The 15253-nt window shown below is 66.2% G+C and carries 16 protein-coding genes; 7 read left to right on the top strand and 9 right to left on the bottom strand.

The window, feature by feature from the left end; translation table 11 throughout:
• The first annotated feature begins 362 nt into the window (after nt 1-362).
• Together DNX69_RS25395 and bfr are read left to right on the top strand one after the other, a co-directional pair.
• A complete protein-coding gene (locus DNX69_RS25395) occupies nt 363-563 on the top strand; it encodes a (2Fe-2S)-binding protein (protein WP_110788797.1) in 201 nt (66 codons plus the stop codon).
• Nucleotides 564-710: 147 nt separating this feature from the next.
• Entirely contained in the window at nt 711-1190 is a 480-nt protein-coding gene (gene bfr, locus DNX69_RS25390) for a bacterioferritin (protein WP_110788796.1), read from the top strand.
• A gap of 67 nt (nt 1191-1257) precedes the next feature.
• Here bfr and DNX69_RS25385 read toward each other — a convergent pair whose 3' ends face one another.
• Both DNX69_RS25385 and DNX69_RS25380 read right to left on the bottom strand, forming a co-directional pair.
• Nucleotides 1258-1881 carry a hypothetical protein gene (locus DNX69_RS25385; RefSeq protein WP_234827082.1) on the bottom strand — a complete coding sequence of 208 codons (624 nt, stop codon included), beginning with the start codon at nt 1879-1881 and terminating at the stop codon, nt 1258-1260.
• A gap of 58 nt (nt 1882-1939) precedes the next feature.
• Entirely contained in the window at nt 1940-3643 is a 1704-nt protein-coding gene (locus DNX69_RS25380; protein WP_110788794.1) for a methyl-accepting chemotaxis protein, read from the bottom strand.
• A 359-nt stretch (nt 3644-4002) separates the two neighbouring features.
• Between DNX69_RS25380 and DNX69_RS25375 the strand changes: the two genes are divergently transcribed.
• Both DNX69_RS25375 and DNX69_RS25370 read left to right on the top strand, forming a co-directional pair.
• Nucleotides 4003-5577, top strand: coding sequence for a DUF1800 domain-containing protein (locus DNX69_RS25375; RefSeq protein ID WP_234827081.1), 1575 nt, complete (start codon nt 4003-4005; stop codon nt 5575-5577).
• Complete coding sequence (locus DNX69_RS25370; protein WP_110788793.1) at nt 5564-6769, top strand: DUF1501 domain-containing protein; 1206 nt, start codon at nt 5564-5566, stop codon at nt 6767-6769. The genes DNX69_RS25375 and DNX69_RS25370 overlap by 14 nt, the downstream gene beginning before the upstream one ends.
• Here the strand turns inward: DNX69_RS25370 and DNX69_RS25365 are convergent, their stop codons facing one another.
• From DNX69_RS25365 to DNX69_RS25350, 4 genes are all read right to left on the bottom strand, one after another.
• Nucleotides 6770-7399, bottom strand: a complete 630-nt coding sequence (locus DNX69_RS25365; protein ID WP_110788792.1) for an SOUL family heme-binding protein — start codon at nt 7397-7399, stop codon at nt 6770-6772.
• Between the two features lie 151 nt (nt 7400-7550).
• Nucleotides 7551-8195 carry a collagen-like protein gene (locus DNX69_RS25360; RefSeq protein WP_110788791.1) on the bottom strand — a complete coding sequence of 215 codons (645 nt, stop codon included), beginning with the start codon at nt 8193-8195 and terminating at the stop codon, nt 7551-7553.
• 97 nt (nt 8196-8292) lie between these two features.
• Nucleotides 8293-9432, bottom strand: a complete 1140-nt coding sequence (locus DNX69_RS25355; protein WP_110788790.1) for a hypothetical protein — start codon at nt 9430-9432, stop codon at nt 8293-8295.
• 413 nt (nt 9433-9845) lie between these two features.
• On the bottom strand, nt 9846-10796 hold the full coding sequence (locus tag DNX69_RS25350; protein ID WP_110788789.1) for a YiiG family protein: 951 nt from the start codon (nt 10794-10796) through the stop codon (nt 9846-9848).
• A gap of 192 nt (nt 10797-10988) precedes the next feature.
• Between DNX69_RS25350 and DNX69_RS25345 the strand changes: the two genes are divergently transcribed.
• On the top strand, nt 10989-11417 hold the full coding sequence (locus DNX69_RS25345) for a hypothetical protein (RefSeq protein WP_110788788.1): 429 nt from the start codon (nt 10989-10991) through the stop codon (nt 11415-11417).
• Here DNX69_RS25345 and DNX69_RS25340 read toward each other — a convergent pair.
• Nucleotides 11410-11964: a hypothetical protein gene (locus DNX69_RS25340; RefSeq protein ID WP_110788787.1), complete on the bottom strand. Its 555-nt coding sequence runs from the start codon at nt 11962-11964 to the stop codon at nt 11410-11412. The two genes, DNX69_RS25345 and DNX69_RS25340, sit on opposite strands and share 8 nt — an antisense overlap.
• A gap of 284 nt (nt 11965-12248) precedes the next feature.
• On the opposite strand from DNX69_RS25340, the gene DNX69_RS25335 reads away from it, so the two are divergent.
• Nucleotides 12249-13541 (top strand): flavin-dependent oxidoreductase, encoded by a 1293-nt coding sequence (locus DNX69_RS25335; protein WP_110788786.1) that lies wholly within the window; start codon nt 12249-12251, stop codon nt 13539-13541.
• A gap of 79 nt (nt 13542-13620) precedes the next feature.
• Here DNX69_RS25335 and DNX69_RS26810 read toward each other — a convergent pair whose 3' ends face one another.
• A complete protein-coding gene (locus tag DNX69_RS26810) occupies nt 13621-13746 on the bottom strand; it encodes a hypothetical protein (RefSeq protein ID WP_283809361.1) in 126 nt (41 codons plus the stop codon).
• 126 nt (nt 13747-13872) lie between these two features.
• On the bottom strand, nt 13873-14388 hold the full coding sequence (locus tag DNX69_RS25325; protein ID WP_110788785.1) for an IS1096 element passenger TnpR family protein: 516 nt from the start codon (nt 14386-14388) through the stop codon (nt 13873-13875).
• 248 nt (nt 14389-14636) lie between these two features.
• On the opposite strand from DNX69_RS25325, the gene DNX69_RS25320 reads away from it, so the two are divergent.
• The gene (locus DNX69_RS25320) at nt 14637-15149 is read left to right on the top strand and encodes a hypothetical protein (protein WP_110788784.1); all 513 of its coding nucleotides are present in this window, start codon (nt 14637-14639) and stop codon (nt 15147-15149) included.
• The last annotated feature ends 104 nt before the right edge of the window (nt 15150-15253 follow it).

The raw sequence follows: 15253 nt of genomic DNA, 5'->3' as shown, positions 1-15253 counted from the left end.
TCACCTTTCGATCGATCACCGGACCCGATGGGGCGCGGGCGCGTCCCTGCCATGGTCCATACCGTATGCTTTCACCAATCGATTGAACGAACCATGAATACCGTCGCCGCAGTGCTGCCATTGTCAGTCGCGTCGCCGAGCATTTGCAGTGGCAGCGTGCGGACTTCGCAGTCTTGCCGAAGACGCCATCGGCGTCGTCGAGCTACGCGAGATTGGAGCGGATCTAAACAGCCGGCGTGTCGCGCTTGACTGAAATCAAGCCGCCTCTTGCAGATTGGAATAGGTTGAAGTTGCACGTTTTCCTTTTGCTTCCGCGATTGCAACTCACTATTCGAAAGCTGCGACCTGCTGGATTGAGACCGATGATCGTTTGTTCTTGCAACGTCCTCAGCGACCACGATGTCCGTGCCACCATGCACAGCGAAGGCGGCCCCGCGCGCAACCCAGGCGAGGTGCATCGCTGCCTCGGCTGCAGCCGCAAGTGCGGTCGCTGCATGCACACGATCAAGAACATCATGAAAGAGGCGCTGTGCGGCGCCGATCATCGCAATACCAACGCCTGAATCTTTCGCTCTCTGAACATTCGGTTCCGTCACCGTGGATTGATCCGCCACCGGGATTGCATTTCACCCGCACTCTGATCTAGAATTATTCTAATTCTAAAGCGGCCGCGCTGGCGGTTTGCCGATTGCAGGAGTTACGGAACCACCATGAAGGGCGACGCAAAGGTCATCGAGTATCTCAACCGCGGTCTGCGTAGCGAACTGACGGCGATCAGCCAGTATTGGCTGCATTATCGCCTGCTCGACAATTGGGGCCTGAAGGATCTCGCCAAGGTCTGGCGCAAGGAATCCATCGAGGAGATGGTCCACGCCGACAAGTTCACCGACCGGATCCTGTTCCTCGACGGCTTCCCGAACATGCAGGTGCTCGATCCGTTGCGGATCGGCCAGAACATCAAGGAAGTGCTCGAAGCCGACCTTCAGGCCGAGATCGACGCGCGCACGCTGTATCAGGAAGCGGCGACCTACTGCCACAGCGTCAAGGACTACGTGTCGCGCGACCTGTTCGAAGAGCTGATGAAGGACGAGGAAGGCCACATCGACTTCCTGGAGACCCAGCTCGATCTGGTCGGCCGCATCGGTGTCGAACTGTATCAGCAGCATCACATCGGCGAGCTCGATCACTGATCCTCGATCACTGATCGCTCGGCCGGGCGGTCTTCCGCCCGGCAGGGCCGCCCAGCGGCCATCGCTCTCACGTCGTCCGGCGCGGCTCTTGCGCCGGCGACAACGGGCATTCGCGATAGGCGGCCTCGATCGCCTGATCCGAGCCGTCGACCGGAAACACCGCCGTACTGGTCCCTGCATTCAGCGACCTGATCCGCACCACGAGCCGGTTCGCGCCGTGCAGGTCGGCGACGAACTGTTGCAGCGCCGCGGCATCTTCGATCACGATCACCCGAAGGCCCAGCAGCACCCGCGACTCGACTGCGTCGTGGCCCGGCTTGTCGTTGAAGCGGTAACCGAAACTGGTGTTGCGATCGCTGCCGATCCGGAAGCTGAAATTGATCTTGGCAACCGGCCGGTTCTCAAAGCAGGTGAGCTGCAGGCTCGCCATTGCAACGCGCAGCGGGTCGGTGCTGTTTGACGCCTGGGCAGCGATCGTCACTGCGCCCGCCACCGGCTTTCCGGTGATCAGATCTGGGCGCTGATCGATCTGCCAACTGCCTGATCGCAGCGTACCGTCGCTGACGCATCCGGCCAACGCCAGGCCAATCACACACAACGCTACACGCACCGCAACCTCCCCCGGCCGCGATCGCAGTTTGCAACCTGTGCGTGCCAAACGCAAGATCCGGTTCGGAAGGTAGAAACGCAATCGGCCCGGCTTCGCGGGAAGCCGGGCCGTGCGGTTCGGACGATGAGGCGAGGGGCGATTAGGCCGCCCGCACCGAGCTGAGGAAGCGTGCCACTTCGGTCTTGAGCTGCGCGCTGTCGTTCGACAACGACCGGGCCGCTGCGAGCACCTGAGAGGACGACTGGCCGGTCTCGGCAGCGCCGCGCTCGACGTCGGCGATGTTGGCGCTGACCTGCATGGTGCCCTGCGCCGCCTGCTGGACGTTGCGCGAGATCTCCTGGGTGGCCGAGCCCTGCTGCTCGACCGCCGAGGCAATCGCCGACGAAATCTCCGACATCTGGCCGATGGTGGTGCCGATCTCCTTGATCGCCGACACCGACTCTTCGGTCGCGGCCTGCATCCCGGAAATCTGCTGGCTGATCTCGCCGGTCGCTTTCGCGGTCTGCTCGGCGAGCGCCTTCACTTCCGCGGCGACCACGGCGAAGCCGCGGCCGGCTTCGCCGGCGCGCGCCGCTTCGATCGTGGCGTTGAGCGCCAGCAGGTTGGTCTGGCCGGCGATGGTGTTGATCAGATCGACGACGTCACCGATCCGCTGCGCTGCGGTGGCGAGCTGATTGATGCGGTCGTTGGTCTTGTTGGCCTGTTGCACAGCGGAGCTGGCGATCCGCGACGAGTCCTGAACCTGGCGGCTGATCTCGTGGATCGACGATGCCATCTCCTCGGTGGCCGAAGCGACCGATTGCACATTGCTGGTCGCAATCTCTGACGCGCCGGCGACCGCGACGGTGAGCTTTTCGGCCTCTTCGGCGGTGTGCGCCATCTTGCTGGCGGAGGCTTCGAGTTCGGTCGATGCGCTCGATACCGCTTCGACGATGCGGCCGACCGCGCCCTCGAACGCGTCGGCGAGCTTCTGCATTTCCTGCTTGCGCTGCAACGCCGCCATTTCGTCCTGGTGGGCTTTCTGCTCGGTTTCCTCGCGTGCGCGGTGATCGGCATTCTCGCGGATCACCACCACGGTCTTGGCGATGTCGCCGATCTCGTCGCCCCGAGAGGCGCCGGGGATTTCGACGTCGAGCTGGCCGCCCGCCATCTTGCCGAGCGCGCCGTTCAGCCGCATCAGCGGCCGCGAGATGCCGAAGAAGGTGAATACCATCGAGATCACCAGCGAGATCATCACCACCATGCCGAGGGCGAAGTTGATCCGGTTGGCGCTGAACAGCTCGTCCGCGGCCTGAGTCTTGGTGGCCTTGGCAGCCTTCTCGGCGCGCTCGACTGCCTCGCCCATCAGACCGAGCGCTTGCGTCGCGACCGAGTGGGCCTGGCTGACCAATTGGTCGCGCTTGGCCTTGTCGGCGTCGTTGGCGGCGCCTGATTGGCCGGCTTTGGTCAGCTTGCCGGCTTCGGTCATCGCACTATCGTACTGCGTCGTCAGGGCCCCGATCGAACGCAGGCGTTCCTTGTCGGTGCCGTCTGCGATCTGCGCCACCGCGTTGCTGATCCGACGATCGATCGACTCCCGCGCGTCGTGCAGTGCGGTGAGAGCGCTCTCGACCTGCGCCGGCGTCGTGGCAAGGCGGATCTCGGCAGCGGCGAGCTGCATCCGGCGCAGCGCGACGTTGGCTTCGAGACCGTGATCGGCGACCATCTGCTGCGCGTCGGCCCGCGCGTTGACGGCATTGATCGATCGCTCGGTCGTCAGCTGATTGGCCGCCATGCCGAGCGACAGCGCAATGCTGGTCAAGCTCGCGAGGCCGAGCTTCATTCCGATACTATTGAATCTCATGTGGAGAACCTTCGCATTGGCGCGGTCGGCCGAAGCACCGGCGAGACCGCGGCGAAATCGTGAATTGCGCGTCCGCGCATCGCGGCAGGACTACGCCGACCTCGTGAAACCACGGTTAATAGTCAGCGTCCGAAAATCCGTTGCGAGGCAAATAGTTACCTGTAATCAGCAGGATACGGCCGAAATCGTGTTGTGAGGTGCCTTACGTAGTATTCCGGATGTTGCCGGACCTGTACTCGGCTGCCGTCGGCGCTCGTCATCACCACGCCATGCTCTCGCCATCGAGCATTCAGTGCCGGTTCAGCGACCAAGGCCGCATGATACCGCTCGACCTAGGCAACCGGCCGCGGACGGTGCGGATGATGATCATTAAGCTGAGGAACGGGTTCGGGCTGGCTGCACTGGCGATTGCAGCCGCCGCGGTGTTCGGCGGACGGCCGGCCCAGGCCGCGGACATTTCGGCGCACGATCTGGCGCTGATCGATCGGCTGACCTGGGGCGTCAACGGCTCCACCGTTGCGCAATTCCAGAAGCTCGGCGCGGCGCGCTGGCTCGATCAGCAGCTTCATCCGGCCGCAGACAATCCGCTGCCGCCGCCGGCCGCCGCTCAGATCGAGGCGATGTCCGACGCGAGCAACCTGACGCCGGCGACGATCAACGCGTTTCAGGCGCAGGCCAAGGAGGCCAATCAGCTCACCGATCCGGAAGCGCGCAAGACCGCCAAGCAGGTGTACCAGCAGGCGTTGAACGACTGCGCCAAGCAGGCGGCGAGCCGCTCGATCCTGCGCGCGCTGTACGCGCCCGACCAGCTCCGCGAGCGGATGAGCTGGTTCTGGCTGAACCACTTCAACGTCCACCAGAGCAAGGCCGAGCTGCGTCTCCTGCTCGGCGACTATGAGGATCGGGCGATCCGCGCGCACGCGCTCGGCAAGTTCGGCGACCTGCTGCGCGCGACGCTGCGGCATCCGGCGATGCTGCGCTATCTCGACAATGCCGGCAATGCGAACGGCCGGCTCAACGAGAATTATGCGCGCGAGATCATGGAGCTGCACACCATGGGGGTGGGCAGCGGCTACACCCAGGCCGATGTCGAAGCGCTCGCCAGAATTCTGACTGGCGTCGGCATCGACTATCGGCCCGAGGATCCGAAGCTCAGGCCAGCGCTGGCTTCGCAGCTCGTGCGCGACGGCGCGTTCGAATTCAATCCGGCGCGGCACGATTACTCCGACAAGGTCTTTCTCGGCCACACCATCCGCGGCAGCGGCCTGGCCGAAGTCGATCAGGCGCTCGACCTGATCGTGCACAATCCGGCGACCGCGCAGCACGTCTCGCGCAAGATTGCCACGTACTTCGTATCGGACGAGCCGCCGCAATCGTTGATCGACAAGATGGCGAAAACCTTCATCGCATCCGACGGCGACATCGCGCAGGTGCTCGCCACGATGATCGGCGCGCCGGAGTTCGACGCCTCACTGAAGACCGGCGAGCGCTTCAAGGATCCGGTCGGCTACGTGTATTCGGCGGTGCGGCTCGCTTATGACGACAAGGTGGTGCTCAATACCGTGCCGATCCAGCGTTGGCTCGGCCGCCTCGGCGAGGGACTGTATCAGCGCCAGACGCCGGACGGCTATCCGCTGACTGCGAGCGCCTGGAACGGCCCGGGCCAGATGATGCTGCGGTTCGAGATCGCGCGCCAGATCGGTTCCGGCTCGGCCGGGCTGTTCAAGCCGGACCAGGCGGATGCCAAGGATCGGCCCGCGTTCCCGCTGCTGCAGAACGCGCTGTATTTCGGTGGGCTGAGCCGGACGCTGAGTTCGACCACGCGTAGCGCGCTCGACTCTGCGGTCTCGCCGCAGGACTGGAATACGCTGTTTCTGTCGTCGCCCGAATTCATGGTTCGTCAACGCGCGGAGCTGCCGCATGAACCGTCGTGATCTGCTGAAAGCCGTCGCGGCCCTCGCACCGGCCGCATTGACGACCACGATCGCCGGCCGGGTGTGGGCCGCGCCCGCCACCGACGCCAAGCTGCTGGTCGTGTTCCTGCGCGGCGCTTACGACGCCGCCAACGTGGTGGTGCCGGTGTCGAGCAGCTTCTACTACGAGTCACGGCCGCACCTCGCGATCGCCAAGCCGGACATCGGCAATCCGAACGCCGCCGTCGCGCTCGACGCCGATTGGGGCCTGCACCCGGCGCTGCGCGATACCATCGCGCCGCTGTGGACCAGCCGCGAGATTGCGTTCGTACCGTTCGCCGGCACCAGCGACGACACCACCCGCAGTCACTTCGAGACCCAGGATACGATCGAGCTCGGCCAGTCGACGACCGGCCGGCGCGACTATCGCTCCGGCTTCATGAGCCGGCTCGCCGCCGAACTGACGCGGGTGAAGCCGATCGCCTTCACCGAGCAATTGCCGCTGATCTTCCGCGGTCAGGCCGAGATCCCGAATATCGCACTCGGCAATGTCGGCAAGCCCGGCGTCGACGATCGCCAGGCCGAGCTGATCAAGCAGATGTACGCCCGGACTAAGCTCGCGTCCGCGGTGGCCGAAGGCTTTCGCGTGCGCGACGAAGTGGTGAAGTCGATCTCCGACGAGATGACCGCCGCCAACCGCGGTGCGGTGTCGCCGCGCGGTTTCGAACTGTCGGCCCGGCGGATCGGCCGGTTGATGCGCGAGCAGTTCAATCTCGGCTTCGTCGATGTCGGCGGCTGGGACACCCACGTCAACCAGGGCGCGGCGACCGGCTATCTCGCCGATCGGCTCGGTGAGCTCGGCCGGGCGTTGGCCGGCTTCCGCGAGGAAATTGGACCGGCGGCGTGGCGCGACAGTGTGGTCGTGGTGATCTCCGAATTCGGACGGACGTTCCGCGAGAACGGCGACCGCGGCACCGATCACGGCCATGGCAGTGTGTATTGGGTGCTCGGCGGCGGGCTCAATGGCGGGCGGATCGCCGGCGAGCAGATCAAGGTCGCGCAGACGGCGCTGTTTCAGAATCGCGACTATCCGGTGCTGACCGACTATCGCGCGCTGTTCGCCGGCCTGGTGCAGCGGATGTATGGGCTCGATGCGGCTGCGCTGCAGCGGATCTTTGCCGGTGTTCGTCCCGCCGACCTCGGCTTGGTGTGATCAGCGCTTGGCGACGTCCACCGCCGCTTCGTTGCGGCGGACGAAGGGCAAGGTGAACGGCGCATCGTAGAACAGGCCGTAGGGCGCGCCGACCGGCTGCCACGGCGTGTTCGCGAGCGCGGCGATCAGTTGCTGCTCACGCTCGCGCAGGTCGCTGCCAGTGCCGGAGAAGCGCAGCGTTGCAATAGTTTGTTCCGGCACGGTGACGATCTGCACCCGCGTATCGTCCGGCTTCGGCGCGGTGTCGATCGTGTACTCCGCCGGCAGAAAGAATCGCATCCGTGTCATCCGCCCCTGCGTTGCGGTTTCCACCGGCGCGGTCATGGCGATCTTCGCAGGACGTGCGACATCGACCGGCACGGTCATCGCCACGCGCTCGGACGCGCCCGAGATGCCGCGGTTGGCGCCGGCGATGTAGTTGAACAGCAGCGTGAAGGCTTGGCTGTCGGCGTTACCGCTGCGTTCGAGATCGACTTCTGCGGCAATGCGCGGGGCATAGCGGCGGATCTCGATCGCCTCGGCCGGCCGGTCGAGCACGGTATAGGCCGGCTCCTCATACAGCCGCAGGCCGACGACGCCGAGAACGGATTCGACGACCAGAACCGTATAGTACCAGATCGCCGAGGCCATGCCGCCGTCTCCGCCGTGCGATGCACTGTTCGACGTCAGCTAATCATTGCACCGCGATCGGCAAGGTCCGATCGGCTTCGTATCATGACGCGGCAAGTGGCATTGAGACACCGGCCGCGCCGCGCGATGAGGACGTCGCGGCTGACGCCGATCAGTCCTTGTGCTTGCGCTTCTTCTTTTTCTTGCCGCCATCGCCGTTGGCGTCGTCCTCGGACGCGATTTCGGCTTCGGCTTCGGCATTGGCCGCTTCGATCGCGGCGGCGACCTCGCGCGCGGCGGCTTCGCGGGCCGCCTGCTCGAGCGCTTCGGCGGCGATCCGCTCTTCCAGCTCACGCGCTTCGCGGGCCCGCTGCGCCTTGTAGTCTTCGTAGGCGTCGAAGATCAGGTGCAGCCAGGGCATCACCTGATCGATCGAGGGCAGCGCGCCGGGCGGGCCGGGCTCGCCGCGCGGTCCCTGTTCACCACGCGGTCCTTGCTCACCACGAAGACCTTGCTCGCCGCGGGGGCCTTGTTCGCCACGCGGGCCGATCGGACCGGGTTTGCCATCGGGGCCGGGCTTGCCATCCGGACCGGGTTTGCCGGCCGGTCCGGCCTTGCCGGGGACGCCGGGCTTGCCTTGCGGCCCGGCTTTGCCTTGCGGGCCGGGCTTGCCGATCGGGCCTGGCTTGCCACGCGGACCTTCGGGGCCTGGGCGGCCCGGATGTCCCTGCGGTCCCGGTCGGCCCGGTTCGCCGGGACGTCCACGCGGACCTTGCGGTCCCGGACGTCCGCGGCGGGTGGATTCTTCTTCAGCCACGCAACGCCCCCAAACGATTCTGATGCGTGACTTTACCAGAGCTTGCGTGACGGCTTCAATTCCGCGGCGGGCGCGGTTGCAGGCAGGCGCCGCCGCGCTACTCGGCAGCGTCGCTGCGCGCCATCGCGTCGCCTTGCGGCTTGGCGGCTTGTGGCGATGGCGCGGGTGCCGAAGGAGATGGCGAGGAAGTGGATGGCGCCGAAGTGGAGGGCGACCCAGCAGGGTGCGGCGAAGCGGCCGGTGGTGCGGGCGCGCGCGCCGGATGCGGCGGCGTGCCGGCGGCGGCGAACACCAGGCCGTCGTCCTTGCGGCAGATGCCGTAGGTGCCGGCGCTGTTCGAGGTCAGCGTGATCACCGGGTCGTTGCACTTGCCGCACACCAGCGTGCCGGCGCCGTTGAGATGGCCGGGCAGGCGGTCCTGCTTGCTGAGCAGCGTACATTGCTGGCCGAGCGGATCGATCGACACTTTGGCGCCGCAGGAGAAGCAGTAGCGCGTCTCCGAGTGCTGCTTGCCCTGGTCGATATTCGCCGGGATCTTGCTGGCGCAGACCGGGCAATTGACCGACACCGCGCGGGTGAATTGCGAGGCGCCCGGCATCCGCAGAAAGATGTTGCCGCTGGTCGAGCGGTGGGCGTGGAAGCGCTGGCCGCAATGCGGGCAGGTCGGCTTGGCGCTGTCGCCGGGCAGGCTGCCGACCTGGAATTCGACCTGCTTCTTGCACGCCGGGCAGTTCTCGGTCTCGGTGACCAGCTTGCGCTCGGGCGTGCGGCCGTCGGTGATCCGCGCTTCGATCTGCAGCGTATCGCGCGCGGTCAGCATCTCGATCACGTCGAACGGCAGTTGCCGGCCGGTGATCTCGCCGATTTCGTGGGTGACGCCGATCAGATTGTCGATGCACTGCTCGATCTGCGCCAAGTACACCGCGGCGGGAATCGACTCGTCGCGGCCGCCCTTCACCGATTTGTGGATCTGGCTGATCGAGGTCTCGAGCTGGCGCGCCAGCACGTTGAGGTTGGCGGCCATGCGGGCCTCCGTGGCGCGCTGGCGCAGCGTCCACACCACCGCCAGCGTCGCGAGGCTGGCGCCGCAGATCGCGGAGATCTGACCCCAGAACCAGATCCAGCCCGACTGCGTGCCGAGCGCGACGCCGAGCGCGATCATGAACAGACCGGTGCAGGCGGCGATGGTCTCGACCGGATGGGCCGAAAACACTCTCATGAAGGCTTTGCGCAGCACCGCTCGATCCTCGGAAATTATCTCCCTCAACCTATCGTCAATTGCACCGCGCCGGAAGCCAGGGGGCGCAAAATGGCAGGGTTTTACCCATCGAACCGGCCTCGACGATGGTCGCGTCTTCGCTCAACGAGGCTGCGTTTGAGTTGCATCAACGACGATGGGATCGTGCGGGGCTCGCATCGGCAACGGCCCGATCCGCCGTTGAGTTCGGCAACGCCGCCGGGGCTGGTCGCTCCGGTCGAGCTGCCCGGAGCTCGCGCGAGCCGCCATCCACGGATCGTAGTGTTCTCGCTTTGGTTGCGTAGCAACGCAAGCAGTTCAGAGAGCATGCGGCGCGGGGCTGCACCGATCGTGTTCGGCCCGCGCCGTCTCGCCGAGGAAACCGATCGACTGACCGAGCCCAGGTCGAGCTCTCAGAGACCTGCGCCGCGATTGTAGGAATCGACCAGCTGATTGTAGTCGCGCAGCAGGCGTGGCGGCGAGCCTTCCACCATCCATCCCGAGCCGGCGTTGCTCAGCATCATCTTCTCGCCGCTCGAATACGGCGTCTTGTCGCGCTGGCGGCGCATCAGTTGCTTGGCGGTGACGAGAAACGACTTGGCGTTCGACATGAACATCGAGCCGATCTTGGCGTTTCGCTCGCCCTCGGTGAAAGCCTCGTTCGCCGCGACGGTCTTCCCATAAGTGTCGATGGCCGCTGTCAGCGCCGCCAGATCGGGCTTTTCGGCGTCAGCCGCGCGGATCACGCGCTTGGCGTCGATCATGGTGGCTTCGATCTGGTAGCGCGCCTTGCGGCCTTCGCTGCGTTCGATCGCCGCCAGCTTCTCGGCGGACTGACGGTCCTTGATGATTTCGACGCCGCCGCGCAATTTGCGGTCGGCGTCCGCGAACGCATCCCAAGCGGCGACCAGACGGGGATGCAGGGCTTTGCCCTTCGCCATCTTGTCGTCCTTGTAGTTCTCCTGCGTGTAGTAGTCGTCGGTTTCCTTCAGCAGCGGCTCGAGCTCGCCGACCGCGTCCGCGTAGGCAGAGGCGGCGGCTTCGAGGTCGGGTTCGTGCGGCTCGATCGCGTTGGCCTTCTCGACGGCGACGCGGCAGTCCTTGGTGTCATAGATCGTGTAGGTGCCGTAGACGATCCGTTCCTTGCCGGTCGGCCCGGTCTTGGCGGCCCAGGAGAAGTAGCGGGCGCGGGAATCGAACGCGCGGGCCGACAGCCGATTGAGGCAGCCGATATAGGCATTGAGCTTTTCGGTGAGAACGTCGGACGAGTTCGGAGTTTCGGTCGCGAGCGCGGGTGCCACGGCGACAAGACACATCAGACCGCCGACGAGCAGTCTGACAGCGGATCGGCGGGTGGCAACCATTCGATTCTCCTTCTGGTCGGGTCGGTGCGGTGTCGCGGTTCGTTGTCGCCGCGAGCGATGCGCCGGTTCAGCACAAGCTGCAGGTCCGGTGGCGCCGCTGGTGGTTTCACCGTCTTGGCGCCCGAATCGCAATGGCAGTGCTAGACGGGAAAGATGATGCCCGTAAGGGGCGAGCGACATGAGGAGTGCGGGATGCGTGGATTGCTGGGGACCGTGGTGGCCGTGCTGATCGGCCTGTTTGCACTGGGCGCGTCGGCCCGCGCCGACGAGGGACGGATCTCGCTGACGATCTACAAGGGCGGCTGGGTGATCGGCGGCTCCGGCGGCTCGGGCATGCTGAACTTCCACGGGCGGCGTTATCCGCTGTCGATCGGCGGGCTGTCCTACGGTCTGGTGTTCGGCGGCTCGAAGGCGCAGCTCGCCGGGCGTGTCAGCAACATCCGCTCGCCGCGCGATGTCGCCGGCGTCTACGGCGCGGTCGGGGCCGGTGCGGCGGTCGGCGTCGGCGCCCGCGCCATCGTGCTGCGCAACGAGAAGGGCGCGGTGCTCGAACTGTCCGGCTCGCAGGTCGGCCTGATCGCCGACCTCGATCTGTCGGGTCTGGCGATCGGGTTCAAATAGTCCGGCCACGGCGGGCTCCCGAACGACTGCGCCGCGACGGCAGCTTGCGGCGCTCGGCGCGCGGGCCGCAGTGCCCGCACGGCGCTGGCGCACCGAACAGCTCGGTGAGCCGTGCGTCCTGCTGCGCGATCGCGTCGTACAACGCGAACACCTCCGCGGCGCGCGGGGTGCCGATGATGTCGTCGCGCCGCAATGCGTGCGCGGCGAGCCGGTCGAGGCCTTCCGCCAAGCTGGCATCCTGCACCATCACGGCCGGGCCGGTCGGGGCGATGAAGTGATGCAGGCGGATGACGAAGCGGTCGGACGGGCTGGCGCCGTCGCCCCAGCGCCCGATGATCAGGTCGAGCTCAGCGCCACGTTCCGCGACGTGGCCGACTGTCCACCACACCGTATAGGCCGCGACGGCGGCATCGGCCGTTTCGATCGTGCCCGAGACACGGCGGCTGATCTGGCCGCAGCACTCGCAGCGGCCGGTGACCTGATCGGCTTCCGGGCTGACCCGTAGCGCGTCCGGTTTGGTGGTGACGTCTTCCTCCGGACTACTCACGACAGGTCGTCCTGTCGGAGGCGGGCAGGGCGGCGCTCTGCTGCACCGACGCTGCGCTGGACGACTGAGAACGACACCGTATCCACGCCTCCCGCTGCAACCGCTCCGATCGTTCCGCAATTCCTGATTGCAGAATGTTCCCGATATGTTCGTGTCCGTCAAGCGCCATTTCGGGAACGAAAGCCGAATACCGTCGCCGCTGCGCCTCTCGGCCGCCCTTGCTTGCCTCGCCCGGCGTTGCTGGCTACAGCAAGTCGCAATCACGAGCAGGGCAGGACGCGTTCATGAGCGACAGGGTGATCATCGCCGGCGGCGGCATTGGCGGGCTTGCGGCGGCGTTGACGCTGCATCAGATCGGCGTGCCCTGCGTGGTCTATGAGGCGGCGCGCGAGATGCGCCCGCTCGGCGTCGGCATCAATCTGCAGCCGAACGCGGTCCGCGAACTGCTCGACCTCGGCATCACCGAAGCCGACCTCGACGGCGTCGGCCTGCCGGCGAAGGAATGGGCGCTGGTCGGGCTGGGCGGCAACGACATCTATGCGGAGCCGCGCGGCAAGGCCGCCGGCTATCGCTGGCCGCAATATACGGTGCATCGCGGCCGCTTCCACATGCTGCTGAACGACAAGGTGATCGAACGGCTCGGCGCCGATGCGGTGCAGCTCGGCCGCCGCGTGACTTCCTATCGCAAGACCGCGGACGGCGTCACCGTGACGCTGGAGCACGCCGATGGCGGCAGCTCGGAGGTGAGCGGCGCGCTGCTGATCGGCGCCGACGGCATCCACTCCGCGGTGCGGGCGCAGATGCATCCGACCCAGCCGCCGATCCATTGGGGCGGCGCGGTGATGTGGCGCGGCACGACCTGGGGCAAGCCGACCCGCAGCGGCGCGTCGTTCATCGGGCTCGGCACCCATCGCCACCGCGTGGTGATCTATCCGATCTCGCATCCGGATCCCGCGACCGGTCTGTCGATGCTGAACTGGATCGCCGAAGTCACGCTCGACAATGCCGACGGCTGGAAGCAGCAGGGCTGGTTCCGGCAGGTGCCGACCTCCGAGTTCGCGCATCATTTCGACGGCTGGGTGTGGGACTGGCTCGACGTGCCGGCGATGATCCGCGAGGCCGACTCCGCTTACGAGAATCCGATGATCGACCGCGATCCGGTGAGTACCTGGCGCGACGGCCCGGTGCTGCTGATCGGCGACGCCGCGCACGCGATGTATCCGACCGGATCGAACGGCGGCACCCAGGCGATCGTCGACGCGCGCGAACTCGGCGCCGCGATGGTCGCGCATGGTGCGACCGAGGCGGCGCTCGCCGCGTTCGACGCCAAGCTGTGCGGCCCGATCTCGCAGCTGATCCTGCGCAATCGCGGCGCCGGACCGTTCGGTCTGCTCAACCTGGTCGACGAGCGCTGCGGCGGCACCTTCGACAATATCGACGACGTGATCCCGCCGGCCGAGCGCGCCGCCTTCATGGCCGGCTACAAGGCCGCCGCCGGCTTCGCGATCGATCACCTCAACGCCGCGCCGCCGACGATTGCGCCCGGCGCGCGGGTGAAGGTGCCGGCGGCGGCGTGAGCCGCAGCGCGAAGTCATCATCCTTCGCGGGCGCGATCGTCCGGCGTGTGGTCGTCGTTCGCGGCCCGAGGCGCGGACGTCACGGACGCCGGCTTCGCCATCTCGCGCCGGACGCGGTGTTGATCCGAAACAGCGTGTGCACTTTGCCGTCGGCGGTGGCGCAGCCGCCGCGCATGTTCGGAAGTATCAGTGTCGCTTCGCTCATGGCATCTCTCCATCGTTTCGATGTGATACTAATCGCGACGACAATTGTCTGGTTCGCGTCAGCGCCGTGTTATCGTTAACGGTTGGTTAACGCGCATTGGGTGCGCGCCGCCCAGGCGACGGATGACTACTTCTTGAACCAGATCTTTTCGCCGGTCAGCAGATTGACCATGTACCTCGGTCCGTCCTCCTCGTCCTCATCGTCGGGCTCCGGATACTGCACCGGCGCTTCGCCGCGCGTCGCCACGACCCGCGGATACCTGACCTTGGCGATCTTGCGTCCGGCTTCGATCAGCTTGACGCGGAACAGCCATTCGTCGCCGTAGTCGAACAGGAACGTCATGGTGTGGCCGATCGTCGGAAACGCCTCGGCGACCTTGGTCTTCTTGACCGAGAGCGCACGCTTTTCGTCGGCCTCGCCGATATCTACGAACAATTCGTACATCGGATGCTTGGTCAGCAACTGCCGGTCGGTGAGGCCGGAGTAGAATCCGAACGCGTGATCGAAATCGAAGTCGAACGCGGAGACGATCGCCCTGGCGAGGACATAGAGCGATGACGCCGCGCCGATCTCGATGTCGCGGTACACCTTGGTGTTGCCCGGCGGCGTGACGTGCAGGATCAGGGTGTCGTCCGTTTTCATCGCGGTCCCCACGGGCAGCAAGTCGGATCGAATCGAACATACCGCATCGGGGCGGCCGTGGCAGCAGGGGTGAGCGCTGCGAACGCCGTGGGCTGGCGATGGCGTTGTGGGGATGCCGCCTGCGCCCGATCCGGCGCGCTTGGCTCCTCCACGCGACGACTGCGACCTTCGGCGATGGTGCGCTCAGATCAATGCTGCGGCCGGCGGCCTTGCTAAGTTGCCACCGTTGTTCTGAATTGGAGGTTGTCATGATCGCGCGTCGTCGTCTTGCTGGTTTGGCTGTCGTAGCGCCCGCGCTCGCCGCAGCGGCGCTGGCGCCGCCGTCGCCGGCGCGCGCCGGGGACGGGCTGGAGCCCTACGCGCCGCTGCTGGTCGAACTGCCGGGCTGGAAAGCCGGCAAGCTCGGTGGCTTGGCAATGCAGGACGGCGGCAGCCGCATCGTGGTGGTGCAGCGCGGCTATGAGCGCGGCGAGATCCATGTCAGCGTCCAGCTGCTCGCCGGCGCGCCGGCCCAGAGCCGGCTGGCGGCCGGCGGCACCGGGATGAAGACCGAAGCCAGCCACGGCCCGGCCAGCACCACCACCATCGACGGCTTCAAGGTGACGCGGACGTTCCAGGCCAGCGATAAGTCCGGCACCATCCTGATCGCCCTCGGCCCTTCCGCCGCGCTGTCGTTGGCGTTCAAGGGCCTCGGCGAGGACGAAGCGCTGGCGACGGCGAAAGGCTTCGACTGGACCGCGATGCGGGCGGCGGTGAAGTAGCGGAGAGGCGATCGTAGGGCGGACTAGTACTACTGCGTCATAAGTTTCCGCCGCCGGCTTGATGCTGCCGCGAGGCCACAACAGGGGCATCGCGGCAGGGTTTT

This window comes from Rhodopseudomonas palustris (assembly GCF_003226555.1).
GTDB lineage: Bacteria > Pseudomonadota > Alphaproteobacteria > Rhizobiales > Xanthobacteraceae > Rhodopseudomonas > Rhodopseudomonas palustris_I.
Note: the sequence above shows the minus strand (reverse complement) of the source record. Positions and strands in the feature narration are given on the sequence as shown.